Origin of the sequence: [Mycobacterium] fortunisiensis (genome assembly GCF_019050325.1) — a bacterium.
Lineage (GTDB): Bacteria > Actinomycetota > Actinomycetes > Mycobacteriales > Mycobacteriaceae > Mycobacterium > Mycobacterium fortunisiensis.
On record NZ_VOMB01000010.1, the window covers coordinates 98,745 to 123,204 of the forward strand.

Sequence of the window (24,460 nt, forward strand, 5' to 3'; positions counted from 1 at the left end):
AGGTCACAGGAATGGCTTTCAACGGCAACATGACGCGTAGGTGAACTAACGTCATCGCGGTGACCGCGGTTGATGACTCGGTAGCCGAAGAAGCTCCAGCGCAAGCAGTCGGTGAGACCCGTGCTCACCGACTGCGCGTGCTGCGGTATGCGGCGATCCTGATCTGGGCGGGTGTGGTCGGCTATCGCACCGTCACCGACGGTTTCGCCTTCAACCGCGAGTTGCTGCTGCTGTATATCTGCACCGGCCTGCTCGCGGCCAGCATCGGCCAGGGCCGGCGCATGTTCTATGTGATCCGGGACTGGCTGCCCTTTGCGCTGGTGCTGGTGGCCTATGACCTGAGCCGCGGCGCGGCGACCCTGATCGGCCGGCCCACGCTGTGGCACTGGCAGGTCGATGTCGACCGCTGGATGTTTTTGGGGACGGTGCCCACGGTGTGGCTGCAGGAGCGGCTGAAGCTGCCCCATCCGCCGTGGTGGGAAGTTGTGATCAGCACGGTCTACATGTCGTTCTTCATCCTGCCCTACGTGGTGGCCGGGGTGCTGTGGCTGCGCGACCGGGAGGAGTGGAAGCGGTTCGTCCGGCTGTTCGTCGGCTTGTCGTTCGCGGCGCTGGCCATTTACGCGTTGCTGCCCGCCGCCCCGCCGTGGGCGGCCGCGCGGTGCACCGCCGAGGACATCGACGGTGGACCGTCCGGGCCGCGGTGCATGTTCCGTTCGGCCCGCGAGGCGGTCGATGGGGGACTTCTCGGCGCGATGCAGTCCAGCCAGGACGGTGCGCACGACTGGATCGAGCGCATCGTCACCCGGGGCTGGGGCAAACTGCACCTGCACAGTGCCACCGCTCTGATCGATCAGGGCCAGGCCAGCGTCAACCTGGTGGCGGCCATCCCGTCGTTGCATGCCGGGTTGACGGCCGCGGTGGCGGCGTTCCTGTGGCATCGGGTGAATCGGGGCTGGCGGCCGGTGCTGGTCGCCTATCCGCTCATCATGGCGTTCACCCTGGTGTACACCGCCGAGCACTACGTCGTCGACATTCTGCTGGGCTGGACGCTGGCCGCGGTGGTGGTGATGCTGCTCAACCGCTACGAGGCGCGACGGCAGGCGCGGGCCGGGGCGTGAGGCGACGGCTCAGGTGACCCGGCCGCCGTTGACACCGATGATCTGGCCGGTGACGTAGCCGGCGTCGTCGGAGCACAGGTAGCTGCATGCGCCGGCGATGTCCTCGGGCTCGCCGATCCGCCGGACCGGGAGCCGGGCGGCCAGCGCCTCGACGTCCCCGAGGTGCCCGCGGTCGGCGGAGGCCCGCATCATCGGCGTCATGATCGAGCCGGGCGGAATGGTGTTGACCGTGATGCCGCTGGGGCCCAACTCCAGCGCCAGGCATTTGGTCATCGCGATCATGGCGCCCTTCGACGAGGCGTAGTGCGTCATGTACTCCGAACCGGTCTGCGCGCTGGAGGAGGAGATGTTGACGATGCGGCCCCAGCCGGCCTCGGTCATGTCACCCACGACGGCCTGGGTGCAGTAGAACGCACTGTTGAGGTTGACCTTGATGATCCGGTCCCACTGCTCGTCGGTGATGTCGACGAAACGCTGGAAGCCGGTGATGCCGGCATTGTTCACCAGTACCAGGATCGGGCCGAGCTCGTCGCGCACCCGCTGCATGGCGGCGTTGACCTGCTCGCGCACCGAGACGTCGACCCCGCCGAGCGCCAGCGCCCGGTACCCGGCCGAATTGATCTGGGCGGCAACGTGTTCGGCGGCGTCGCCGTCCAGGTCGACGATCGCCACCGCGAAACCGTCGCGGGCCAGCCGCCGGGCGATCGCCTCGCCCATTCCTTTGCCGCCGCCGGTGACGACGGCGGTGCGGGCAGGGTTGCGGGCGTGGTCGGTACTTGTCATGTCTCTCCGTTCGTGTGGTGTGCTCAGCGACCCGTCAATGCGGTCACCACCGGGGCAAACGCCTCGAGTTGTGCCTGCTGGATGGTCACGTAGTTGATGCCGAACCGTTCGCGCCGGGCCTGCAGAGTCTCGATGATCGAGGGCACCGGCCCGGCCAGAACGTTGGGATGGTCGGTCAGGACCGGCAGTGGCAGGCCGGTGTCGGCGCTGATGGTCTGTAGTGCCGAGGCCGGGTCGGAGGTGACGGTGGTGAAGTACGGCGAGCTCTCCACGTCGAGGTCGGTCAGGCGCGCGCCGGCGGCGTCGCGTACGTAGCCGATGCGCCGCATTGCCTCCTCGGCCGGGCTCAGCCCGTCGGCGTTGCGGTGCTCGAACGGCACGTTGGAGATGCTGACGATGTCGGCGGCACGTGCCGCGAAGGACAGCACGCGGCGCCGGCCGCCGCCGATCATGATCGGCGGATGGGGTTGCTGCACCGATCGGGGCCGCCCGGCGTAGCCGGCCACGTTGACGAATTCGCCGGTGCGGGAGAGCTGTTCGCCGGCGCAGTGCTCCTTGAACAGCGCGACCACCTCCTGCAGTTTGTCGATCCGCCGACCGGGCCGGTCGAAGTCCAGACCCATGGCGCGATACTCGCCCTCGCTCCAGCCCGCGCCGATGCCGAACTCCAATCGGCCGTCGGACAGCAGGTCCAGCGTCGCGGCCTCCTTGGCCAGCACCGCGGGCACGTGGTAGTCGACGCAGAACACCCGGCAGCCCACCCGCAGCGTGGTGGTGGCGGCCGCGGCCATCGCCATCGCGGCGATCGGCGCCAGGTCCTGCCGTGGGGTGTGTGCCGCGCGCTGCGCCGGGCCGGGGCCCAGATAGTGATCGGCGAGCAGCAGCGTCGAGTAGCCGAGATCTTCGACGGTTGTGGCCAACTGGCGCCACTGTGCCCCGGATGCCGCGTTGGTGGCCTGGACGGCGAAGCGGAAGGGGCGGTGCGGCATATGGGTAGCGTAGCTAGCTATCTGCAGAAAAGAAACACTTGTGTTTATTTTTCCCGCGCGACGTCAGCGGGGTGTGGTGCCGAGCAGGAAGAGCCGGATCGCGCTGCGCAGATGCCGGTCCTGCTGCGCCTCGGTCCGGAAGATGCCGAAGTCGGCCAGTCGGGCCGGCACCGATTCCACCAGGGTGAGAAAGTGCTCGGCGGTGAGTTCGGCGTCGTCGACCTCGATCCGTCCGCGGGCGGCGTGCCGGCGCAGCAGGTCGGCGAGCACACGTTGGCGCGGCGCCCACGTCATCGAATCCGCCGCGACGGCGAACTCTGGGAACTGGGCGGCCTCGGTCATCGCGATCCGTTTGAGCTTGACGTTGCGTGGGTGCGTGGCGCGGGCGATCGCCAACCGGCCGAAGGCGATCAGATCGGCCTCGAGGTCGTCGGTGTCGGTCATGGTGAACGAGTCGTCGTCGGCGATGCCGGACAGCGCCCACGGGATGACGTCGAGGAACGCCGTGCGCTTGTCGGGGTAGCGGGCGTAGAGGGTCTTGCGGGTGATGCCCGCGGCGCGGGCGATGGCGTCCATGCTCGTCGCGGCGTAACCGGATTCCAGGAACGCCTCCACTGCGGCTTCCCGGACCCGCCGGTCGAGTTCCTGCGCCTCGGTCCTGGTGGGCCGTCCGCGCCGAGTCGTCACCCGTGAAGTGTAGGTACCGGCAGCCGTCGCGGGCCGGACGCCGCGGGCATTACAACTATTGTGCGGTTGTAGGAAATTTGTAACACTGGAGGTATGGCTCATCTTTCCGGGACCCACGTCGTCACCAACCAGGTCCCCCCGTTGCAGGACTACAACCCGGCCACCTCGCCGGTACTCGCCGAGGCTCTGATCCGCGAGGGCGGGCAGTGGGGCGTCGACGACGTGTACGAACTCGGCGCCCTGAACGGCACCGCCAAGGCGCAGCGCTGGGGTGAACTCGCCGACCGCAACCAGCCGATCCTGCACACCCACGACCGTTACGGCCACCGCATCGACGAGGTCGAATACGACCCGGCGTACCACGAACTGATGAATACGGCCGTCACGCACGGCCTGCACGGCGCACCGTGGGCCGACGAGCGCGAAGGCTCACACGTGGTGCGTGCCGCCAAGACCTCGGTGTGGAACGTCGAGCCCGGCCACATGTGCCCGATCTCGATGACCTACGCCGTGGTGCCGGCGCTGCGGTTCAACCCGGAACTGGCCGCGGTCTACGAGCCACTGCTGACCAGCCGGATGTACGACCCCGAACTCAAGCTCGCGACCACGAAAGCCGGTATCACCGCCGGCATGTCGATGACCGAGAAGCAGGGCGGGTCCGATGTTCGTGCCGGCACCACCGAGGCCACCCGCAATGCCGACGGGAGCTACAGCCTGACCGGCCACAAGTGGTTCACCTCCGCACCGATGGGCGACATCTTCCTGGTGCTCGCGCAGGCACCCGGTGGTCTGAGCTGTTTCTTCCTGCCCCGCATCCTGCCCGACGGCACCCGCAACCGGATGTTCCTGCAGCGGCTCAAGGACAAGCTCGGCAACCATGCCAACGCCTCCAGCGAGGTGGAGTACGACGGGGCCACCGCCTGGCTGGTGGGTGAAGAGGGCCGCGGCGTGCCGACCATCATCGAGATGGTCAACCTCACCCGGCTGGACTGCACGCTGGGCAGCGCCACCAGCATGCGCAACGGTCTGGCGCGCGCGGTCCATCACGCCCAGTACCGAAAAGCCTTCGGCGCCTACCTGATCGACCAGCCCCTGATGCGCAACGTGCTCGCCGACCTGGCGGTGGAGGCCGAGGCGGCCACCATGCTGGCCATGCGGATGGCCGGTGCCACCGACAAGGCGGTTCGCGGTGACGAGCGCGAGGCGTTGTTGCGGCGTATCGGCCTGGCGGCCGGCAAGTACTGGGTGTGCAAGCGGGCCACGCCGCACGCCGCCGAGGCGATGGAGTGCCTGGGCGGTAACGGCTACGTCGAGGAGTCCGGCATGCCCCGGCTGTACCGGGAGGCCCCGCTGATGGGCATCTGGGAAGGCTCGGGCAACGTCAGCGCACTGGATACGTTGCGCGCCATGGCAACCCGGCCGCAGAGTGTCGAGGTGCTCTTCGACGAACTCGCCCAGACGGCTGGTCAGGATCCGCGGCTGGACCGGCACGTCACGGCCCTGCAGAACGACCTGGCCGACGTGGAGACGATCACCTATCGGGGACGCAAGGTCGCCGAGGACATTTCGCTGGCCATGCAGGGCGCCCTGCTGGTGCGTCACGGTCATCCGGCCGTGGCCGAGGCGTTCCTGGCCAGCCGGCTCGGCGGGCAGTGGGGCCAGGCTTTCGGCACCCTGCCGACCGGACTCGACCTGGCGCCGATCCTCGAGCGCGCCCTGGTCAAGGGGTGACACCTCCGCGTCTGCTCGGCGAGGTAATGGGGGAGGGGGAACCCGGCGTGGCGACGCTCAAACGGATGACCGCCCGGTCGGTGGTGTTGAGCGTGCTGCTCGGTGCGCATCCGGCCTGGGCGAGCGCCGCCGATTTGGTGCGGCTGACAGCCGATTTCGACATCCGCCAACCTACCCTCAGGGTGGCGCTGACCCGGATGGTCAGCGCCGGTGACCTGATCCGTTCAGAGGACGGCTATCGGCTCTCCGCCCGGTTGCTGACCCGGCAGCGGCGCCAGGACGACGCGATCGACCCCAAGCTGCGTGCGTATGACGGTCAGTGGCTGACCCTGGTGATCACCAGCGTCGGCACCGATGCCCGGACCCGGGCCGCACTGCGGAACACGCTGCAGCAGTATCGGTTCAGCGAGCTGCGCGAGGGGGTGTGGATGCGGCCGGACAACCTCGACCAGGTGTTGCCGCCGGAGGTCGCGGGCAGAACCAGGCTGCTGCGCGCCCGGGACGAGGATCCGGCCGGGCTGGCCGCCGAGCTGTGGGACCTGCCCGGCTGGCGGCGGACCGGCGAGCAGCTGTTGGATGCCATGGCTGCCGCGACCGACGTTCCGGGCCGCTTCGTCACGGCCGCCGCCATCGTGCGTCATCTCCTGGCCGACCCGGTGCTCCCGGGAGAACTGTTGCCGGGCGGCTGGCCGGGCGCCGATTTGCGCAAGGCCTACAACGACTTTGCCGCCGAACTGGTCGCCCGGCGCGACCGCACCGAGCTGATGGAGGCGACATGACCGAACCCGTCCGGGTGGACCGCAACGGGCCGGTGACCACCGTCGTCATCGACCGGCCGCACGCCCGCAACGCGGTCGACGGCCCCACCGCCGCGGCCCTGGTCGCGGCGTTCGAACAGTTCGACGCCGATCCGGACGCCGCGGTCGCGGTGCTGACCGGTGCCGGTGGAACCTTCTGCGCCGGAGCCGATCTGAAGGCGTTCGGCACACCGCAGATGAACCGGCTGGACCCCGCCGGCCCCGGTCCCATGGGGCCGAGCCGAATGGTGTTGTCCAAGCCGGTGATCGCGGCGATCAGCGGCCATGCGGTGGCCGGTGGATTGGAGCTGGCACTGTGGTGTGACCTGCGGGTGGTCGAGGAGGACGCCGTGCTGGGCGTGTTCTGCCGACGGTGGGGGGTACCGCTGATCGACGGCGGCACCGTGCGGCTGCCCCGGCTGATCGGGCAGAGCCGCGCCATGGACCTGATCCTGACCGGCCGTGCCGTCGACGCCGCCGAAGCTCACGCCATCGGCCTGGCCAACCGCGTCGTGCCCAAGGGCCAAGCCCGCCAACGTGCCGAGGAACTGGCCGCCGAACTGTCTCGGCTGCCTCAGCAGTGCCTGCGGGCCGACCGGCTCTCGGCGCTGCACCAGTGGGGTGAAACTGAGCAAGCGGCAATGGAATTCGAATTCGACAGCATCGAGCGGGTCAAGGACGAGGCCGCTGACGGGGCCGGCCGCTTCGCTGCGGGCGAGGGCCGTCACGGCGCCCGCGCTTAGCCCGCACACTGCCCGCGTGTCGATCGGCCGGCACGCCGGTACCATTCCCACCTGGCCCGCGGCAGTCGCGGTGCAGCGGGGGGAGGACCAGTTGAACTATCCGGGGGGCTTCGACCAGAACGTCAACCCGTGGCCGTCGGCGGGACAGCCGCCGATGGGCCAGTCGCCGGTTGCCGGCCCAGGATTCGGCTACGGCAATGCCCCGGGTTGGCCGCCCGCGCCGGCACCGCGGTCCGGCCCGAGCGGCCTGCTGATCGCCCTGTTGGTTCTGGCCGTGGTGGTCGTGTTGGTCATCGGCGGTGTGGCCGCCTACTTGCTGTGGCCCAACGGCGATGCCCCGGTGAAGGAATCGGCCCTGAGCGATGTGCTGCTCACCCCGCAGGAGGCGGGCGAGATTCTCGGTACCGGACCGTTGGTCGGCATGCCAGACGAAGGTGACGAAATCTTCACCACATTCGGTGACCCGATGCCCGCGGCCGTTGACGAAGACTGTGACATCGGCAGCCCCGACGAACCGGCGGCGCATGAGGGCAGCGGCTGGACCGGGGTACGGGTGCAGTACCTGCAGGCAGCGCCGACGGACGACACGTACACCGATCCGAACGGGATCAGCTTTCCCTCGTACATCCAGTCTGTGGTGGCCTACCCGGACGCGTCCGCGGCCACCGACTTCGTCGCCGCCACCCGGCCCACGTGGGAACACTGCGCCAACCGCACGGTCAATCTGCGCGCGCGTGACCAACCCGACGACCCCGACCTCATCTGGGACTTCGGCGCCGTGTCCGAACGCGACGGCACGGTGACCTGGCCGGCGGTACGGTCGGACACCGGTGAGCGGTGTGTCGAGGCCATGGCGGCGCGGAACAACCTCGTCATCGAGCTAGAGGTCTGCAACAAACCGTTCGACCCGGTTGGCGCTGAAGCCCTGGTCGCCAAGATCGGCGAGAAGATCGCTGCCGCGCCGCGCGGGGACTGAGCCCGGCGCTCAGCCCTTGTTGACCTTGTTGTTGCTGCCGGTGTTGTTGACCTTCGGGTCGCCGTCGCGGTAGGTGACGGTGTTGTTCAGCCCGACGATGGTCAGGCCTTTGTCGATCCGCTCGAAGGTGATCTTGTTGTCGGAGCCACCGATGTTCACATTGGCGCAGGTGCCTTTGACGGTCAGCGTGTTGTTGGTGCCGCCCACCGTGAGTGACTTGCCGTCGGCGCAGTCGATGTCGGTGGTGGTGCCGACCGACATGTAGTTGATGGTGTTGCCGACCTCGACGTTGACGCCGGAGGATCCCGCGGTGGCCGACGGGGCTGAGGTGTCCGAGCTTTCGGAACCACACGCCGCCAGGGTCAGTGCGGTGGCCACCGCGGCGGCACCGACGATCAACTGGGTATAGGGCAAGCGGGTGAACAAGGTCTGTCTCGGCTTTCTGTTCAGGCTATTCAGGCAGGGACACGACTGATGTTGTTGGTCATCCCGGTTTCACGGCCGCGGTCCACCACGATGGGATCGCCGTTCTTGTAGAACACCGTCTGGTTCCAGCCGTACACGGTGATGTCGTTGATCACGTTGTCGGCCACGATCACGTTGGACGTCCCCTGCACCGTGATGGCCCAGCAGGTCCCCAGGGCGGTGATCCGGTTTTCGGATCCGTTGACGAACAGCGTGCCGTTGTTGCAGTCCATGGTTTTTTCGACGCTCTGGCCGGTGATGTGGGTGTCACCGTCCTTGGCCGCGGCGCCGGGCGCACCGACGGTCAGCGCCAGCGGAAGTACGAGTGCACCGGCTGCCAGCCAGACCGGCTTCCTGCGACCCACAGCTGTCCAATTCACGGTGCGTTCCCCTTCCGATGCGCTTCACGAAGAGTACGTGGCGCCCTGCCTGTGACGGTAAACGTTCATCAGTTTGACCGACCGCCGGGACCGCGTGCCGCCGACCGGTCGCGTGCGGTGTTCGTGCTGGGTACCGTATTCAGCAATGCGTCGGTGTGTTGTTCAGGCTGCTGCCGTGGCAGTCACAGCCGTGGTGACCGTCGCGGGGTGTTCGCACACCATCGGCGGGACTGCGCAGCGCGCGTCGAGCGACACCGTGCACGCCGAACGCAGTTTCGGGTACGTCGACGATCGCTGCGGGTTGCTGGTCGACAGCACGGTTCAAGAGATCCTGGGTGCCGACAACGTGGTGCGCCCGTACAGCGGGGCGGTGTGCCAGTACGTGTTGTCCCGCGCAGCCGCGCCCGACGCCGGATCGCCGGTGATGCTCGACGTGACCTTCTCCTGGTTCGAGAAAGGGTCGTTGCAGCGGGAGCGGGCTCTGGCCCAGAGCCGCGACGCCAGGCTCACCGACACCGTGGTCGAGCGGCAGCAGGCATTCCTGGCGCGACGGGACGTGACCGGTGCGGCGTGCTCGGCGACCTCGGCGGCCGGTTCCGGCGTGATCAGCTGGTGGGTCCAGGTCCGCGGCGCCGCCGGTCGTGCCGGCCAGGCCGACCCGTGCCGGGACGCCAAGAAGCTGCTCTCGGCCACCCTGCAGTCGGAACTCTGACCGTGGCGCACCGTCTCCGGGTGGGGATCTGTCTGGCCGGTCTCGCGATCGGCGCGGCACTGCTGCCGGCGTGCGGGCCGGCGCAGGAGGCGCCCGGCCCCGCCGCGGGCGCGGCCGGCGGGGGTTTCCGCGGCGCGGAGTGCAACGGTGTCACCGACGCCGACATCGCCGATGCCGTCGGATCGCAGATGTTCACCCGGGCGGTGGTCAGCGACACCGGGTGTTTCTGGCAGGAGAACTCGGTGCTGGGCACCTTCGGCGCCGGCATGGGGATTTCGACGTGGTGGTACCGGGGCAGTGACATGGACACCGAACGAACGCTGGAGACCAGGGCCGGACGTACGCTCACCGAGCTGTCCATCGACGGCAACAAGGGATTCCGCGCCGCCGACGCGAACGTGTGCAGTATCTATGTGGCCAAGGGCGACGACGTCATCACCTGGTCGATCCAGACGATGAACCCGGCCACGCTGCCCGCCCTGTGCGAGGTCACCGAGAAACTCGCCCGCCTCAGTCAGGGCCGGGTGAACTGATCTGTGCCCGGTGAGGGGCTACAGTTTCACGGCAACCGGAACCGGGTCGGTATCACCTAGTTCCGACAATCACCTCTACCCGAAGGCAGTGCGCACATGTCAGCTCGGCCGGAGCCACAGGCTGCTGGCACTCGGCGTGCCTCGGCGCGGCCGGCGCGGACCACCAGGCTCAGTCGCGACACCATCGTCAACGCTGCGCTGACGTTCCTGGACCGGGAAGGCTGGGACGCGTTGACCATCAACGCCCTGGCCGGCCAGCTCGGGACCAAGGGGCCGTCGCTCTACAACCACGTGAACAGCCTCGATGACCTGCGCCGCACGGTCCGGATGCGGGTGATCGACGACATCATCGAGATGCTCAACACGGTCGGCTCCGGCCGTACCCGTGACGATGCGGTGTCGGTGATGGCCAGCGCCTACCGCAGCTATGCCCATCACCACCCCGGCCGCTACTCGGCATTCACCCGGATGCCGTTCGGCGGTGACGACCCGGAGTACTCGGCGGCCACCAAGGCAGCGGCCGGACCCGTGATCGAAGTCCTGGCCTCCTACGGCCTGGAAGGTGAGGATGCGTTCTACGCTGCGCTGCAGTTCTGGGCGGCGCTGCACGGTTTCGTGCTGCTGGAGATGACGGGTGTGATGGACGACATCGACACCGATGCGGTGTTCACGGATATGCTGCGACGGTTGGCCTCCGGTATGGGGCAAACGAGGTCGTAGCGTCTGACCTGGGATTAGGTCGTCGTGAGCGGGTTTGGTTCGGCACGCCCAGCCCTGGTATCGTGGTAGATCGTGCCTGGCCGGAAGGCGCACGCAGCTGAGTGCTTCGCAAGCGTGCCCGCACGCCGGGCCAATTTGCATGTCTAACACGCAACGGAATTCCACCGGTGTAAGAACGTGCGACACGCCCGGGCGCGGGGGCCGCGGCCGGGAGAAAACTGCAGTACAGAGACTTAAGAAACAGCAAGAGCACCAAAGCAACACAGAGAAAGCCGGTACATGCCAACCATCAACCAGCTGGTCCGCAAGGGTCGCCGCGACAAGGTCGCCAAGGTGAAGACGGCGGCACTCAAGGGCAGCCCGCAGCGCCGCGGCGTGTGCACCCGCGTGTACACCACCACCCCGAAGAAGCCGAACTCGGCGCTTCGCAAGGTCGCCCGCGTGAAGCTGACCAGCGGGGTCGAGGTCACCGCCTACATCCCCGGTGAGGGCCACAACCTGCAGGAGCACTCGATGGTGCTGGTGCGTGGTGGTCGTGTGAAGGACCTCCCCGGCGTCCGTTACAAGATCATCCGCGGGTCGCTGGACACCCAGGGTGTCAAGAACCGCAAGCAGGCACGTAGCCGTTACGGCGCGAAGAAGGAGAAGAGCTGATGCCGCGCAAGGGACCCGCGCCGAAGCGTCCGTTGGTCAACGATCCGGTTTACGGGTCGCAGCTGGTCACCCAGCTGGTCAACAAGGTTCTGCTGGACGGCAAGAAGTCGTTGGCCGAGCGCATTGTCTACGGTGCGCTGGAGCAGGCCCGCGACAAGACCGGCACCGATCCGGTCGTCACCCTCAAGCGTGCGCTCGACAACGTCAAGCCCGCCCTCGAGGTGCGCAGCCGCCGCGTCGGTGGTGCCACCTACCAGGTTCCGGTCGAGGTGCGCCCCGATCGCTCCACCACGCTGGCCCTGCGCTGGCTGGTGAGCTTCTCCAAAGCCCGTCGTGAGAAGACCATGGTCGAGCGTCTGGCCAACGAGATTCTGGATGCCAGCAACGGCCTGGGTGCCGCTGTGAAGCGTCGTGAGGACACTCACAAGATGGCCGAAGCGAACCGGGCTTTCGCGCACTACCGCTGGTGACGCACGGAGCTTGCTCCGTGCGCGGCGAAGCCGCGGCCAGATTCAAAGACAGCCTTTAGACAGTAATCTTCCCGAAGGGAATCCCGTGGCACAGGACGTGCTGACAGACCTGAACAAGGTCCGCAACATCGGCATCATGGCGCACATCGACGCCGGCAAGACGACGACGACAGAGCGCATCCTCTATTACACCGGCGTCAATTACAAGATCGGTGAGACGCACGACGGCGCCTCCACGACCGACTGGATGGAGCAGGAGCAGGAGCGTGGTATCACCATCACCTCCGCAGCCGTGACCTGCTTCTGGAACAACAACCAGATCAACATCATCGACACCCCCGGGCACGTCGACTTCACCGTCGAGGTGGAGCGCAGCCTTCGGGTTCTCGACGGTGCGGTCGCCGTCTTCGACGGCAAGGAAGGTGTCGAGCCGCAGTCCGAGCAGGTGTGGCGTCAGGCCGACAAGTACGACGTGCCGCGGATCTGCTTCGTCAACAAGATGGACAAGCTCGGTGCGGACTTCTACTTCACCGTGCAGACCATCAAGGACCGCCTCGGGGCCAAGCCGCTGGTGATCCAGCTGCCGATCGGCGCCGAGAACGACTTCGTGGGCATCATCGACCTGGTCGAGATGAACGCCAAGGTGTGGCGCGGCGAGACCAAGCTCGGTGAGAGCTATGAGACCGTCGAGATCCCCGCCGAGCTGGCCGACAAGGCCGCCGAGTACCGCAGCGAGCTGCTGGACACGGTCGCCGAGACCGACGAGGAACTGCTGGAGAAGTACCTCGGCGGCGAAGAGCTGACGATCGACGAGATCAAGGGCGCCATCCGCAAGCTGACGGTGAGCAGCGAGCTGTACCCGGTGCTGTGCGGCAGCGCGTTCAAGAACAAGGGTGTGCAGCCGATGCTGGACGCCGTGATCGACTACCTCCCGTCGCCGCTGGACGTCGAGTCCGTCAAGGGCCACGTCCCCGGCAAGGAGGACGAAGAGGTGCTGCGCAAGCCGTCGGTCGACGAGCCGTTCGCCGCGCTGGCCTTCAAGATCGCCGTGCACCCCTTCTTCGGCAAGCTCACCTACGTCCGGGTGTACTCGGGCAAGGTCGAGTCCGGCGCCCAGGTGATCAACGCCACCAAGGGCAAGAAGGAGCGGCTGGGCAAGCTGTTCCAGATGCACGCCAACAAGGAAAACCCGGTCGAATCTGCTTCGGCGGGCCACATCTACGCGGTGATCGGCCTGAAGGACACCACCACCGGTGACACCCTGTGCGATCCGAACCAGCAGGTCGTGCTGGAGTCGATGACCTTCCCGGATCCGGTCATCGAGGTGGCCATCGAGCCCAAGACCAAGAGCGACCAGGAGAAGCTGGGCACCGCGATCCAGAAGCTCGCCGAAGAGGACCCGACCTTCAAGGTGCACCTGGACCAGGAGACCGGCCAGACCGTCATCGGCGGTATGGGCGAGCTGCACCTGGACATCCTGGTGGACCGCATGCGTCGCGAGTTCAAGGTCGAGGCCAATGTCGGTAAGCCGCAGGTGGCCTACCGCGAGACCATCCGCCGCAAGGTGGAGAAGGTCGAGTTCACCCACAAGAAGCAGACGGGTGGCTCCGGCCAGTTCGCGAAGGTGCTCATCGACCTCGAGCCGTTTATCGGCGAGGACGGTGCCACCTACGAGTTCGAGAACAAGGTCACCGGTGGCCGCATCCCGCGCGAGTACATCCCGTCGGTCGATGCCGGTGCGCAGGACGCCATGCAGTACGGCGTGCTCGCCGGCTACCCGCTGGTGAACCTGAAGGTGACGCTGCTCGACGGCGCCTACCACGAGGTCGACTCCTCGGAAATGGCGTTCAAGGTGGCGGGTTCGCAGGTGCTGAAGAAAGCTGCGCAGGCAGCCCAGCCGGTCATCCTGGAGCCCATCATGGCTGTCGAGGTCACGACGCCCGAGGATTACATGGGTGACGTGATCGGCGACCTGAACTCCCGCCGTGGTCAGATCCAGGCCATGGAGGAGCGGAGCGGTGCGCGCGTCGTCAAGGCGCAGGTGCCGCTGTCGGAGATGTTCGGCTACGTCGGCGACCTTCGGTCGAAGACCCAGGGCCGGGCGAACTACTCCATGGTGTTCGACTCGTACGCCGAGGTTCCGGCGAACGTGTCGAAGGAGATCATCGCGAAGGCGACGGGTCAGTAAGTAGACGGGCCAGTAGTCTCTGACCCGCCCGCCTCGGCGGAACACAACTGAACACATCAACACTGCTTAAGTACAAGCACCAACACAGTCCAGGAGGACACCACAGTGGCGAAGGCGAAGTTCGAGCGGACGAAGCCGCACGTCAACATCGGGACCATCGGTCACGTTGACCACGGCAAGACCACGCTGACCGCAGCAATCACCAAGGTTCTGCACGACAAGTTCCCCGAGTTGAACGAGTCGCGCGCATTCGACCAGATCGACAATGCGCCTGAAGAGCGTCAGCGCGGCATCACGATCAACATCTCCCACGTGGAGTACCAGACCGACAAGCGTCACTACGCCCACGTGGACGCCCCCGGTCACGCCGACTACATCAAGAACATGATCACCGGTGCCGCCCAGATGGACGGCGCGATCCTGGTGGTCGCGGCCACCGACGGCCCGATGCCGCAGACCCGCGAGCACGTGCTGCTGGCCCGCCAGGTGGGTGTGCCCTACATCCTGGTGGCGCTGAACAAGTCGGACGCCGTGGACGACGAGGAGCTCATCGAGCTCGTCGAGATGGAGGTCCGCGAACTGCTGGCCGCCCAGGACTTCGACGAGGACGCCCCGGTCATCCGGGTCTCCGCGCTGAAGGCGCTCGAAGGCGACCCGAAGTGGGTCAAGTCGGTCGAGGACCTCATGGAGGCCGTCGACGAGTCCATCCCGGACCCGGTTCGTGAGACCGACAAGCCCTTCCTGATGCCCGTCGAGGACGTCTTCACCATCACCGGTCGTGGCACCGTGGTGACCGGTCGCGTCGAGCGTGGCGTGATCAACGTCAACGAAGAGGTCGAGATCGTCGGCATCCGCCCGACCACGACCAAGACCACCGTCACCGGTGTGGAAATGTTCCGCAAGCTGCTCGACCAGGGCCAGGCCGGTGACAACGTCGGTCTGCTGGTTCGTGGTATCAAGCGCGAGGACGTCGAGCGTGGCCAGGTTGTGGTCAAGCCCGGCACCACCACCCCGCACACCGAGTTCGAGGGCAGCGTCTACATCCTGTCCAAGGACGAGGGCGGCCGCCACACGCCGTTCTTCAACAACTACCGCCCGCAGTTCTACTTCCGTACCACGGACGTGACCGGCGTGGTGACCCTGCCCGAGGGCACCGAGATGGTGATGCCCGGTGACAACACCGACATCTCCGTCAAGCTGATCCAGCCCGTCGCCATGGACGAGGGCCTGCGCTTCGCGATCCGCGAAGGTGGCCGTACCGTCGGCGCCGGCCGGGTTACCAAGATCATCAAGTAGGCTCCGCCTACGATCCTCTAGGTGATCTAGTTCCACAGCACTGCGAAAGCGGCGCTCACCTCTCCGGTGAGCGCCGCTTTTGTCTTTCCGGAGTGTTCTTGCTGGGTCCGGTGTAACGGCTGTGATAGGTGAGACGATCTTCAATGCATAGGTGAGCTAGACGGGTTGGGGACGAACATGATGCGACGGATGTGGGCACTGGCGAGTGCGACGGTGCTGGCCGGTGCGGTTCTGGGACTGGCCGCCGGCACCGCCCAGGCCGCACCCGACTGCCCGGACCTGCACTGGATCGGTGTTGCCGGCTCGGGGGAGCGGGATGATCCGAGCACCAACGCCGGCATGGGCCGGGTGGTCTACAACTCGTTGCGCGACCTGTCCGGTTGGGTGCGGCAGGACGGCCGGACCCTGACCGGCGAGGCTGTGGTCTACCCGGCGGCGCCCGTCCCCGAGGACGGTGACGTGCTGGGCTGGGCCGGATTCATGAGCAGTGTGGATGCCGGGGTGGCCGCACTGGGCAACCAGTACGCGGCGTTCACCCGGCAGTGCCCGGACACCGAGGTGGTGCTGGCCGGCTACTCGCAGGGCGCGATGGTGGTGCACCGCAACCTGGCCGCGCTGTCAGACAGCCCCAACCTGACTGCCGCGTTGCTGGTGGCCGACGGCGACCGGTTGCCGAGCGATCCCACCGTGAACCTGGGCACGGCCACCGCGGTGCGCGGCGCGGGCAAGGGCGTCGCGCAGGACTGGCCGATCCTGTCCCACGCACCGGCGGCGCTCCCGGCGTCGGTCGGGAGCCGCACGATCAGCGTCTGCGACCGTGGCGACGCGGTCTGCGACTACGACTCGGACGCCGAAGAGGTGACCGCCACCGCGATCGCCGTGCACACCAGCTACGCGCGATCCAGCAGTGGCGGATTCCGGTGGACCTGGCCGCTGTACCAACTGCTGGGGCCCTCGCCGGTGCCGCAGCAGACCTTGCCGGTGGATGGCTCAACGGGCGGTGTCATTCACTCCTGACCCGGGTGGTCCCGAGCGCTAATCTGGTGCGGTCATTCCGACGACGGGAGCGCGATGTCCACATTCTGGCGGTACCTGCGCATCCAGGCGTTCGTTCTGCTCTGCGGCATCGTCGGCCCGATCTTTTTGACCGTCTACTTCGTCAGCGGCAGCGATCCGATGATGCAATGGATGCTCTGGGTCGGTCTGCTGATCACCGTCGTCGACATCGTGATCGCGGTGGTGATCACCGCCATCGGGTCGAGATCGGCGGCGCGGACCCAGAGGCTCGAGCAGGTTGGTGTGCTGGCGTTGGCGCAGGTGGTCGGTATCCATGAGACCGGTACCCGGGTGAACGAGCAGCCCCTGGTGAAGTTGGACCTGCAGATCTCCGGGCCCGGGATCGCGCCGTTCGCCACCCAGGATCGGGTGCTCGCCTCGGTGTCACGGTTGCCGATGATCACCAACCGCACACTGGTCGCGCTGGTGGATCCGAGCACCAGCGAGTACCAGATCGATTGGGCGAGAAGCGGCCTCGTCAGCGGTCTGATGCCGGCGACGTTCACGCTGGCCGAGGAGAACAAAACCTACGACCTGACCGGTCAGCCCGGTCCGCTGCTGGAGATCCTGCAGATCCTCAAGGCGCACGGCATCGGGGTCGACAGCATGGTCGACCTGCGGGCCAATCCTGCCGCCCGCGAACAGGTTCAGGCGGTGGTGCGACGTGCCGCAGCGCAGCAGACCCCGACCCCGGCGCCCGCCGCTCCGGCGTCGTCCGCGCCGTTTCTGGCGCCTCCGGCCCCGTCGACCGCGCAGCGACTCCAAGAGCTGGAGACCCTTCGCGCCACCGGTGCGGTCAGCGAGGACGAGTACACCGCGAAGCGGCAGCAGATCATCGCCGACCTGTGAGGATCCCACTGACTGATACCACTTCAGGAACACGTTCTACTTCTGCTGTTAGCCTGGGCCCAGACGCACCGAAAGGACCCCGGAATGGCGGCAGGTAACACCACATTGGACGGCAAGGTCGCCTTCGTCACGGGCGCTGCCCGCGGTCAGGGGCGGGCGCATGCGGTGCGGTTGGCCAACGAGGGCGCCGACATCATCGCGATCGATGCGTGTCGTCCGGTCGACGAGACGATCACCTATCCGGCTGCGACGCCGGAGGATCTGGCCGAGACCGTGGCCGCGGTGGAGGCGGCCGGCCGCAAGGTGCTGGCCCGCGAGGTCGACATCCGCGACCTGGCCGCCCAGCAGCAGGTGGTGTCCGACGGGGTCGAGCAGTTCGGCCGGCTCGACATCGTGGTGGCCAATGCCGGTGTGCTCAGCTGGGGACGGTTGTTCGAGCTGTCGCCCGAGCAGTTCGACGCGGTCGTCGACGTCAACCTCAACGGCACCTGGCGCACCATCCGGGCCGCGGTGCCGGCGATGATCGAGGCCGGCAACGGCGGGTCGATCATCATCGTCAGCTCGTCGGCGGGGCTCAAGGCCACCCCGGGCAACGGCCACTACTCGGCCTCCAAGCACGGCCTGGTCGCCCTCACCAATGCCCTGGCCCTCGAGGTGGGCGAGTTCGGCATCCGGGTCAACTCGATCCACCCCTACTCGGTGGACACCCCGATGATCGAGCCCGAGGCCATGGCCGAGGTGTTCGCGAAGTACCCGAACTACCTGCACAGCTTCGCGCCCATGCCGTACCAGCCGGCGGGCCAGGCGGCCGAGGGCCTTTCGGCGTTCATGTCGCCGGCCGAGGTCGCCGACGTGGTGGCCTGGTTGGCCGGTGACGGGTCGGCCACCTTGTCGGGCAGCCAGATCGCCGTCGACCGCGGCGTCCTGAAGTACTGAGTTCCCGGCTCGCGGGGTCAGCCCGGCAGCACCAGCACCGGAACCGGGCTGTGCCGCAGGATCTTTGATCCGTGTGAGCCCAGAAACACCCGGGCCGCCGCGCCGCCGGGCGAGGTACCGATGGCCAGGATCTCGCCCTCGAGCCAGTCGGTGGCATCGAGCGCTTCACTCCAGTCGTTGCCGGTGACGACCTGTTGTTCCACGTCGTCGCCGACGACGCCGTCTGCCTTCAATCGGGCCAGTGCCCGCCGGGCCTGCTTCACCCATTCGCCGAGGACCGCGTCCTCGGCGTGCAGCCCGACCGTGGGCGGGTACATGTTGCGCCCGCGTACCGCGAACGTCACCACCCGCATGGGCGTGCCGAGACGCCGGCTCAACTCGCTCACCTGCCCAACCACCGGCACCGCCTCGGGGGACCCCGGGTAGGCGCACGTGATCCGCACCAGCGCACCGGATTTCGGGCGACGATAGCCGCGCGGGCTGATCGCCAGCGGGACGGGGCAGGAATGCAAGAGCCGATCGGCGGTCGAACCCACCACCACCTGACCCAACTGTCCGTCGGCGGCCGAGCCGAGGACCAGGAGCTCGGCGTCGAGCGTGGCGACGGCTTCCAGCAGGCCACCGGGCACCGACCGGTGCGCGAATTTGTGGAAGCTGACGTCGAGGCGGTCGTCGAGGGCAGCGACGTGCGCCCGGGCCTGTTCCGCCGAGGAGGCGGCCAATTGCGCTGCGTACTGGGCATATTCGGCGTCGACGCGGGCCGGCGACGGGTTCAGCCACGGTTGTGGGACGACGGTGGCCACCGCCAGCGAGGCCTTCAGCGTCCGGGCGGCACCGACGGCGAGGTGCAGCGCCGCCGCGCCGCCCTTGCCGGCGAGGTATCCGAGGACGACGGTCATCGGGTGTCCTCAGGGCCGGGCGTCGTCATCGCGTCATCCACACCGGCGGCCGGACCCGGGATGTATCCGTCGCCGCCGTCGTTGAGCGCGCTATGGTGCCGGCTCCACAACAGGTAGAAGGTGAGCACCACGCCGACCCAGAGCCCGAACCACAGCCAGGTGATGTTGGGCAGGCCGTAGAGCACGAACAGGCAGGCCGCCACCGAAAGGACCGGGGTCACCGGGTAGCCGGGAACCTTGAACGCGCGGGGCAGGTCCGGTTGCCGGACCCGCAGGATGATCACCCCGACGGACACCACGATGAACGCGATGAGGGTGCCGATCGAGACGAGGTCCCACAGATAGTCCAGCGGCACGAGCCCGGCCAGGGCGCCGGTGATCGCGCCGACCACGACGGTGTTGTTCACCGGAGTCATGGTGCGCGGGTTGACCTTTGCGAACATCGCGGGCAGGAGTCCGTCGCGGCCCATGGCGAACAGGATGCGGGTTTGGCCGTACATCACCACCAGCGTCACCGAGAAGATCGAAATCACCGCGCCCACCGCCAGAATGGTGCTGGCCCAGGTCTGGCCGTGCAGGATGTTGGTGAGCATCACCGACAGACCGGCCTCCGACTGTGCGTCGGAGCCGAACTCGTCGGCGGATTGGGTGCCCAGGCCGGCGAAGGCGACCAGGATGTAGACGCTGGTCACCACTGCCAGTGCCCCGAGGATGGCCCTCGGCATGGTTTTCTGAGGGTCCTTCACCTCGTCGCCGGCGGTGGACACCGCGTCCAGACCGATGAAGGTGAAGAAGATGGTGCTGGCGGCCGCGGTGATCCCGGTGAACCCCTTGTCCCAGAACCCGGCGAAGTGGTCGGTGGTGAAGGCGGTGAACGCGACGGCCACGAACATGCCGAGCACGCACAGCTTCAGGATGACCATCACGGTGTTGACCGTCGCGGATTCGCTGGCGCCGCGGATCAGCAGCAGGGCGCACATGAGGATCAGGACGGTCGCGGGCAGGTTGATCACGCCGGGGTTCTCGCCCCACGGGGCCGCCGACAACGCGTGCGGCAGGCGCCAGTCGAAGAGGTTTTGCAGCAGTTGGTTGAGGTATCCGCTCCAGCCGACCGCGGTGGCCGATGTCGAGACGCCGTACTCGAGGAGCAAGCACCCCGCGACGCCCATCGCGACGAACTCGCCCATGGTGGTGTAGGCGTAGGAATAGGTGGAGCCGGAAACCGGTACGGCCGCCGCCATTTCCGCATAGCAGATCGCCGACATCCCGGCGGCGATGCCGGCCACCACGAACGACACCAGCACCGCGGGCCCGGCTTTGGGCACCGCCTGCTGCAGCACGATGAAGATTCCGGTACCGACGGTGGCCCCGACGCCGAACATGGTCAGCTGGAATGTGCCGAGGCTGCGCCGCAGGTGGTCGGACGCCCCATGGGCGACCGGCGCGCCGATTACCGGGCGGCGTCGCAACATCTGACCGGGAAGGTTGTTGGCTCGGGCGGGCATGAGGCCTCCTTGCTGCCGATCAACCGATTATCGGCGCACCTCGGCCAGCGCATCGGCGAATTGGTCAACGGCCCAGTCGAGCTCGCCGGCGGTCACCACCAGGGGCGGGGCGAAACGCAAGGTCGAGCCGTGCGTGTCCTTGACCAGCACGCCACGTTCGGCCAATGCCAGACCGAACTGTCTGCCGGTGCCCAGGGCGGGGTCGATGTCCACCCCGGCCCACAGGCCCAGCCCGCGCACGGCCCGCACTCCCTGCCTGACCAGGTCCATCAGGCGGGCATGCAGGTGGGCTCCGAGTTCGGTTGAACGCCGCTGGAATTCGCCGCGACGCAGCATATTGACCACGGTAATGCCGATGGCCGCGGCCAGGGGATTGCCGCCGAAGGTGGAGCCGTGCTCGCCGGGATGCAGCACCCCCAATACGTCCCGATCGGCCACCACCGCTGACAGCGGAACCACCCCGCCGCCCAGCGCCTTGCCGAGCAGGTAGATGTCGGGCACCACGTCCCAGTGTTCGCAGGCGAAGGTTCGTCCGGTGCGGGCCAGGCCGGACTGGATTTCGTCGGCGATCAGCAACACCCGGCTCCGGGTGCAGATTTCGCGAACCCGGGGCAGGAAATCGGCGGGCGGGACGATGATCCCGGCCTCCCCCTGGATGGGCTCGATGAGCACCGCGGCGGTGTGGGCGTCGATGGCGTCGGCCACGGCGCGATGGTCGCCGAACGGTACCGAGCGGAAACCGGGCGTGTACGGGCCGAACCCGCGCCGGGCCGTCTCGTCGTCGGAAAAGCTGATGATCGTGGTGGTGCGGCCGTGGAAGTTGTTGTGCGCCACGACAATATTCGCGCGGTTGGCCGGTACGCCCTTGACGTCGGCGCTCCACTTGCGGGCCACTTTGATGCCGCTCTCCACGGCTTCGGCACCGGTGTTCATCGGCAACACCATGTCCTTGTCGCACAATTCGGCCAACGCCTGGGCGAACGGGCCCAGCCGGTCGGCGTGGAAGGCCCGGCTCACCAGGGTCAGCCGGTCCAGCTGTGCGTGCGCGGTGGCCATGATCTCGGGGTTGCGGTGCCCGAAGTTCACTGCCGAATATGCGGCCAGACAGTCCAGATACCGGCGGCCGGTCACGTCGGTGATCCAGGCGCCCTCGGCGTCGGCGGCCACCACCGGCAGGGGCGCGTAGTTGTGGGCGAGGTAGCGATCGTCCAGCGCGATCGCCGATTCCGGGGTGACGTGGTTTCCCACCCGCTCCAGGGCGGTCATGGGTGCAGCTCCAGGGTGCAGCATTTGACCGATCCGCCACCTTTGAGCAGTTCGGAGAGGTCGACGCCGATCGGTTCGAAGCCGGCCTGGCGGAGTTGGGCGGCGAAGCCGGTGGCGGCCGCGGGCAGCACCACGTTGCGGTTGTCGGACACCACGTTGAGGCCGAGGACGTAGGTGTCGGCCGAGCTCACCTCGATGGCGGCGGGAAACAGTTCGGTGATGCGCTGCTGCGCCTCGGCGCTGAAGGCCGGGGGATAGTAGGCGATCGTCGAGTCGTCGAGCACGGCCAGCGCGGTGTCGAGGTGGTAGAACCGTGGGTCGACGAGTTCCAGGCTGGTCACGGTCCGGCCGGTCAGTGCCGCGATCTCGGCGTGGGCACGGCGGTCGGTGCGAAAGCCATGGCCGGCCAACAGATGTGACCCGACCAGTAGCAGGTCGCCCTGGCCTTCGTTGACGTATTGGGTGCGCAGCGGACGGTAACCGAGGCCGGTCATCCACTCGGCGTACGCGTCGGCCTCGCCGGCGCGCTGCGGATAGGCGAACCGGGCCACCACCGCGGTGTCGCCGATGAGGAAGCCGCCGTTGGCGGCGTACACCATGTCGGGCAGGCCGGGGCGGGGCGCCACCAGCTCTACGGTGTGCCCGAGGTCGGCGTAGACCTGGCGCAGGGTCTCCCACTGGCTGCGGGCCAGCGTGGGGTCGACGGGGGTGCTGATGTCCATCCATGGGTTGATGACGTATTCGACGGTGAAGTACTGCGGTGCGGTCATGGCGTAGCGGCGGGTGCGCGCTGTCCGTTGGTGCGTGATCGTGGGCATGACTTCGTCGGAAATAGTCATGAATCGACGATAAGAAGCCATTCTGGCGCAATCAATCGTTACCCGTTGCGTACCAGCTGGGCATATGTTGCGTAGATTATGCGAGTGCGACGTTTTATTGCGTGGAGGTGATCGTGGAGCGACTGGACGACACCGATGAACGGATCCTGGCCGAGCTCACCGAGCACGCCCGGGCGACGTTCGCCGAGATCGGGCAGCGGGTGAATCTGTCGGCGCCCGCGGTCAAGCGCCGGGTGGACCGCATGGTCGCCGACGGGGTGATCCGCGGTTTCACCACCGTCATCGACCGCAATGTGCTCGGCTGGCACACCGAGGCCTACGTGCAGGTGTTCTGTCAGGGCACGATCGCCCCAGATCAGTTGCGCGCGGCCTGGATCGACATTCCCGAGGTGGTCAGTGCGGCCACCGTGACGGGCACCGCCGACGCCATCCTGCATGTGTTGGCCCGCGATATGCGTCACCTCGAAGAGGCCCTGGAACGCATCCGCGCGACCGCCCGCATCGAGCGCAGCGAGAGCATCGTGGTGTTGTCCAACATCATCGAACGGGGCCGGCCGTGAGGCCGGCCTGTGACCGACGCCGGTGGCGTGCGCAAACGTAGGGTGGCGCACAACGCTTGACCGCCATCGTGTAAAAACCCCACGTGACTACTTCAACGGGATCAGCAGCGGGCATCGTCATCGTCGGTGGCGGGCTGGCGGCGGCCCGCACGGCGGAACAGCTGCGGCGTTCGGAGTACACCGGGCCCGTCACCATCGTCAGCGACGAAGATCATCTGCCCTACGACCGGCCTCCGCTGTCCAAGGAAGTGCTGCGCGCCGAGACCGATGACGTCACGCTCAAGCCCGCGGAGTTCTACGCCGAGAACGACATCACGCTGCGGCTCGGATCTGCCGCGCAATCGGTGGACACCGCGGCCAAGACGCTGAAGCTGGCCGACGGCAGCGAGGTGGGCTACGACGAGCTCATCATCGCCACCGGGCTGGTTCCCAAGCGCATCCGGTCGTTCGGCGATCTGCCCGGCATCCACGTGCTGCGGTCGTACGACGAGAGCATGGCCCTGCGCGAGCATGCCGGGAAGGCTCAGCGCGCCGTGGTGGTCGGGGCCGGCTTCATCGGCTGTGAGGTGGCGGCGAGCCTGCGCAAGCTGGGCGTCGAGGTGGTGCTCGTCGAGCCGCAGCCGACGCCGCTGGCCTCGGTGCTCGGTGAGCAGATCGGCGCGTTGGTGACCCGGCTGCATCAGGCCGAAGGGGTCGACGTGCGCTGCGGTGTCGGGGTCAGCGAGGTGCGCGGTGCCGAGCGCGTCGAGCAGGTCCTGCTCGGTGACGGCACCGAACTCGACGCCGATCTGGTGGTGGTCGGTATCGGCTCGCACCCGGCCGTCGACTGGCTCGAAGGCAGCGGGATCGAGCTCGACAACGGCGTGGTGTGCGACGAGCTCGGCCGGGCCAGCGCCCCGAACGTGTGGGCCATCGGCGATGTCGCGTCGTGGCGGGATCACGTGGGTGGTCAAGTGCGGGTTGAGCATTGGAGCAACGTGGCCGACCAGGCCCGGGCCATGGTGCCGGCGATGCTGGGCCAGGAGGCCTCGCCCGTGGTGTCGGTGCCGTACTTCTGGAGCGATCAGTACGACGTCAAGATCCAGTGCCTGGGCGAGCCCGAGGCCGACGATGTGGTGCACGTCGTGGAAGACGACGGCCGGAAGTTCCTGGCCTTCTACGAGCGCGACGGTGTCGTGGTCGGCGTGGTCGGCGGCGGGATGCCCGGCAAGGTGATGAAGGCCCGCGGCAAGATCGCCGCCGGTGCTCCGATCGCCGACGTCCTGGGCTGACTTTCCTGCGATTTGTGCACGTTCAGCGGCGCTC

General features: G+C 67.5%; 26 protein-coding genes. 17 read left to right on the plus strand and 9 right to left on the minus strand.

The genetic code is table 11. The annotated features are described in order from the left end of the window. Positions 1-59: 59 nt before the first annotated feature. Positions 60-1,121, plus strand: a complete 1,062-nt coding sequence (locus FR943_RS07135; RefSeq protein WP_217155657.1) for a phosphatase PAP2 family protein — start codon at positions 60-62, stop codon at positions 1,119-1,121. Between the two features lie 9 nt (positions 1,122-1,130). Here FR943_RS07135 and FR943_RS07140 read toward each other — a convergent pair whose 3' ends face one another. The 3 genes from FR943_RS07140 to FR943_RS26625 all read right to left on the minus strand — a co-directional run bounded on the left by FR943_RS07140 (position 1,131) and on the right by FR943_RS26625 (position 3,580). Then, positions 1,131-1,904, minus strand: coding sequence for an SDR family NAD(P)-dependent oxidoreductase (locus tag FR943_RS07140; protein WP_217155658.1), 774 nt, complete (start codon positions 1,902-1,904; stop codon positions 1,131-1,133). A 23-nt stretch (positions 1,905-1,927) separates the two neighbouring features. Beyond that, positions 1,928-2,893, minus strand: a complete 966-nt coding sequence (locus FR943_RS07145; protein ID WP_217155659.1) for a TIGR03621 family F420-dependent LLM class oxidoreductase — start codon at positions 2,891-2,893, stop codon at positions 1,928-1,930. A 63-nt stretch (positions 2,894-2,956) separates the two neighbouring features. Next, positions 2,957-3,580: a TetR/AcrR family transcriptional regulator gene (locus tag FR943_RS26625; protein WP_308170487.1), complete on the minus strand. Its 624-nt coding sequence runs from the start codon at positions 3,578-3,580 to the stop codon at positions 2,957-2,959. Between the two features lie 93 nt (positions 3,581-3,673). Between FR943_RS26625 and FR943_RS07155 the strand changes: the two genes are divergently transcribed. The 4 genes from FR943_RS07155 (at position 3,674) to FR943_RS07170 (ending at position 7,827) form a co-directional block, all read left to right on the plus strand. Further along, the gene (locus FR943_RS07155; protein WP_217155661.1) at positions 3,674-5,311 is read left to right on the plus strand and encodes an acyl-CoA dehydrogenase family protein; all 1,638 of its coding nucleotides are present in this window, start codon (positions 3,674-3,676) and stop codon (positions 5,309-5,311) included. Positions 5,312-5,376: 65 nt separating this feature from the next. Then, on the plus strand, positions 5,377-6,090 hold the full coding sequence (locus FR943_RS07160; protein ID WP_217155924.1) for a PaaX family transcriptional regulator C-terminal domain-containing protein: 714 nt from the start codon (positions 5,377-5,379) through the stop codon (positions 6,088-6,090). Next, entirely contained in the window at positions 6,087-6,851 is a 765-nt protein-coding gene (locus FR943_RS07165; protein ID WP_217155662.1) for a crotonase/enoyl-CoA hydratase family protein, read from the plus strand. Before FR943_RS07160 ends, FR943_RS07165 begins: the two co-directional genes overlap by 4 nt. A 16-nt stretch (positions 6,852-6,867) precedes the next feature. Then, positions 6,868-7,827: a sensor domain-containing protein gene (locus FR943_RS07170; RefSeq protein WP_217155663.1), complete on the plus strand. Its 960-nt coding sequence runs from the start codon at positions 6,868-6,870 to the stop codon at positions 7,825-7,827. Between the two features lie 9 nt (positions 7,828-7,836). Here the strand turns inward: FR943_RS07170 and FR943_RS07175 are convergent, their stop codons facing one another. Both FR943_RS07175 and FR943_RS07180 read right to left on the minus strand, forming a co-directional pair. Next, positions 7,837-8,253: a DUF3060 domain-containing protein gene (locus FR943_RS07175; RefSeq protein WP_217155664.1), complete on the minus strand. Its 417-nt coding sequence runs from the start codon at positions 8,251-8,253 to the stop codon at positions 7,837-7,839. Positions 8,254-8,282: 29 nt separating this feature from the next. Further along, on the minus strand, positions 8,283-8,672 hold the full coding sequence (locus tag FR943_RS07180) for a DUF3060 domain-containing protein (RefSeq protein ID WP_217155665.1): 390 nt from the start codon (positions 8,670-8,672) through the stop codon (positions 8,283-8,285). 145 nt (positions 8,673-8,817) lie between these two features. Here FR943_RS07180 and FR943_RS07185 point away from each other — a divergent pair, with 145 nt between their 5' ends. The 10 genes from FR943_RS07185 to FR943_RS07230 all read left to right on the plus strand — a co-directional run bounded on the left by FR943_RS07185 (position 8,818) and on the right by FR943_RS07230 (position 18,086). After that, positions 8,818-9,384, plus strand: coding sequence for a DUF3558 domain-containing protein (locus tag FR943_RS07185; RefSeq protein WP_217155666.1), 567 nt, complete (start codon positions 8,818-8,820; stop codon positions 9,382-9,384). 20 nt (positions 9,385-9,404) lie between these two features. Further along, on the plus strand, positions 9,405-9,917 hold the full coding sequence (locus FR943_RS07190) for a DUF3558 domain-containing protein (RefSeq protein ID WP_372448089.1): 513 nt from the start codon (positions 9,405-9,407) through the stop codon (positions 9,915-9,917). A 96-nt stretch (positions 9,918-10,013) separates the two neighbouring features. Continuing rightward, positions 10,014-10,637 carry a TetR/AcrR family transcriptional regulator gene (locus FR943_RS07195; protein WP_218045390.1) on the plus strand — a complete coding sequence of 208 codons (624 nt, stop codon included), beginning with the start codon at positions 10,014-10,016 and terminating at the stop codon, positions 10,635-10,637. Between the two features lie 279 nt (positions 10,638-10,916). Then, positions 10,917-11,291 carry a 30S ribosomal protein S12 gene (gene rpsL, locus FR943_RS07200; protein WP_003881867.1) on the plus strand — a complete coding sequence of 125 codons (375 nt, stop codon included), beginning with the start codon at positions 10,917-10,919 and terminating at the stop codon, positions 11,289-11,291. Further along, entirely contained in the window at positions 11,291-11,761 is a 471-nt protein-coding gene (gene rpsG / locus FR943_RS07205) for a 30S ribosomal protein S7 (protein ID WP_018601866.1), read from the plus strand. The genes rpsL and rpsG overlap by 1 nt, the downstream gene beginning before the upstream one ends. Before the next feature lie 85 nt (positions 11,762-11,846). Then, on the plus strand, positions 11,847-13,949 hold the full coding sequence (fusA, locus tag FR943_RS07210; RefSeq protein ID WP_217155668.1) for an elongation factor G: 2,103 nt from the start codon (positions 11,847-11,849) through the stop codon (positions 13,947-13,949). 105 nt (positions 13,950-14,054) lie between these two features. Continuing rightward, positions 14,055-15,245, plus strand: a complete 1,191-nt coding sequence (gene tuf / locus FR943_RS07215) for an elongation factor Tu (protein ID WP_217155669.1) — start codon at positions 14,055-14,057, stop codon at positions 15,243-15,245. Between the two features lie 189 nt (positions 15,246-15,434). After that, positions 15,435-16,262, plus strand: coding sequence for a cutinase family protein (locus FR943_RS07220; protein WP_217155670.1), 828 nt, complete (start codon positions 15,435-15,437; stop codon positions 16,260-16,262). Between the two features lie 54 nt (positions 16,263-16,316). After that, a complete protein-coding gene (locus FR943_RS07225; protein ID WP_217155671.1) occupies positions 16,317-17,150 on the plus strand; it encodes an SHOCT domain-containing protein in 834 nt (277 codons plus the stop codon). An 84-nt stretch (positions 17,151-17,234) separates the two neighbouring features. Beyond that, the gene (locus FR943_RS07230; protein ID WP_217155672.1) at positions 17,235-18,086 is read left to right on the plus strand and encodes a mycofactocin-coupled SDR family oxidoreductase; all 852 of its coding nucleotides are present in this window, start codon (positions 17,235-17,237) and stop codon (positions 18,084-18,086) included. A 17-nt stretch (positions 18,087-18,103) separates the two neighbouring features. On the opposite strand, the gene FR943_RS07235 is transcribed toward FR943_RS07230, so the two are convergent. The 4 genes from FR943_RS07235 to ddaH are packed head-to-tail and all read right to left on the minus strand — an operon-like array spanning position 18,104 to position 22,595. Next, entirely contained in the window at positions 18,104-18,985 is an 882-nt protein-coding gene (locus tag FR943_RS07235; RefSeq protein WP_217155673.1) for a universal stress protein, read from the minus strand. Continuing rightward, positions 18,982-20,490, minus strand: a complete 1,509-nt coding sequence (locus FR943_RS07240) for an amino acid permease (protein ID WP_217155674.1) — start codon at positions 20,488-20,490, stop codon at positions 18,982-18,984. The genes FR943_RS07235 and FR943_RS07240 overlap by 4 nt, the downstream gene beginning before the upstream one ends. Positions 20,491-20,517: 27 nt before the next feature. Continuing rightward, positions 20,518-21,756, minus strand: a complete 1,239-nt coding sequence (rocD, locus tag FR943_RS07245) for an ornithine--oxo-acid transaminase (protein ID WP_217155675.1) — start codon at positions 21,754-21,756, stop codon at positions 20,518-20,520. After that, positions 21,753-22,595, minus strand: coding sequence for a dimethylargininase (gene ddaH / locus FR943_RS07250; protein ID WP_217155676.1), 843 nt, complete (start codon positions 22,593-22,595; stop codon positions 21,753-21,755). The genes rocD and ddaH overlap by 4 nt, the downstream gene beginning before the upstream one ends. Before the next feature lie 113 nt (positions 22,596-22,708). Here ddaH and FR943_RS07255 point away from each other — a divergent pair, with 113 nt between their 5' ends. Beyond that, entirely contained in the window at positions 22,709-23,155 is a 447-nt protein-coding gene (locus tag FR943_RS07255) for an Rv2324 family transcriptional regulator (protein WP_217155677.1), read from the plus strand. A gap of 83 nt (positions 23,156-23,238) precedes the next feature. Next, on the plus strand, positions 23,239-24,426 hold the full coding sequence (locus FR943_RS07260) for an NAD(P)/FAD-dependent oxidoreductase (RefSeq protein WP_217155678.1): 1,188 nt from the start codon (positions 23,239-23,241) through the stop codon (positions 24,424-24,426). Positions 24,427-24,460: the final 34 nt, after the last annotated feature.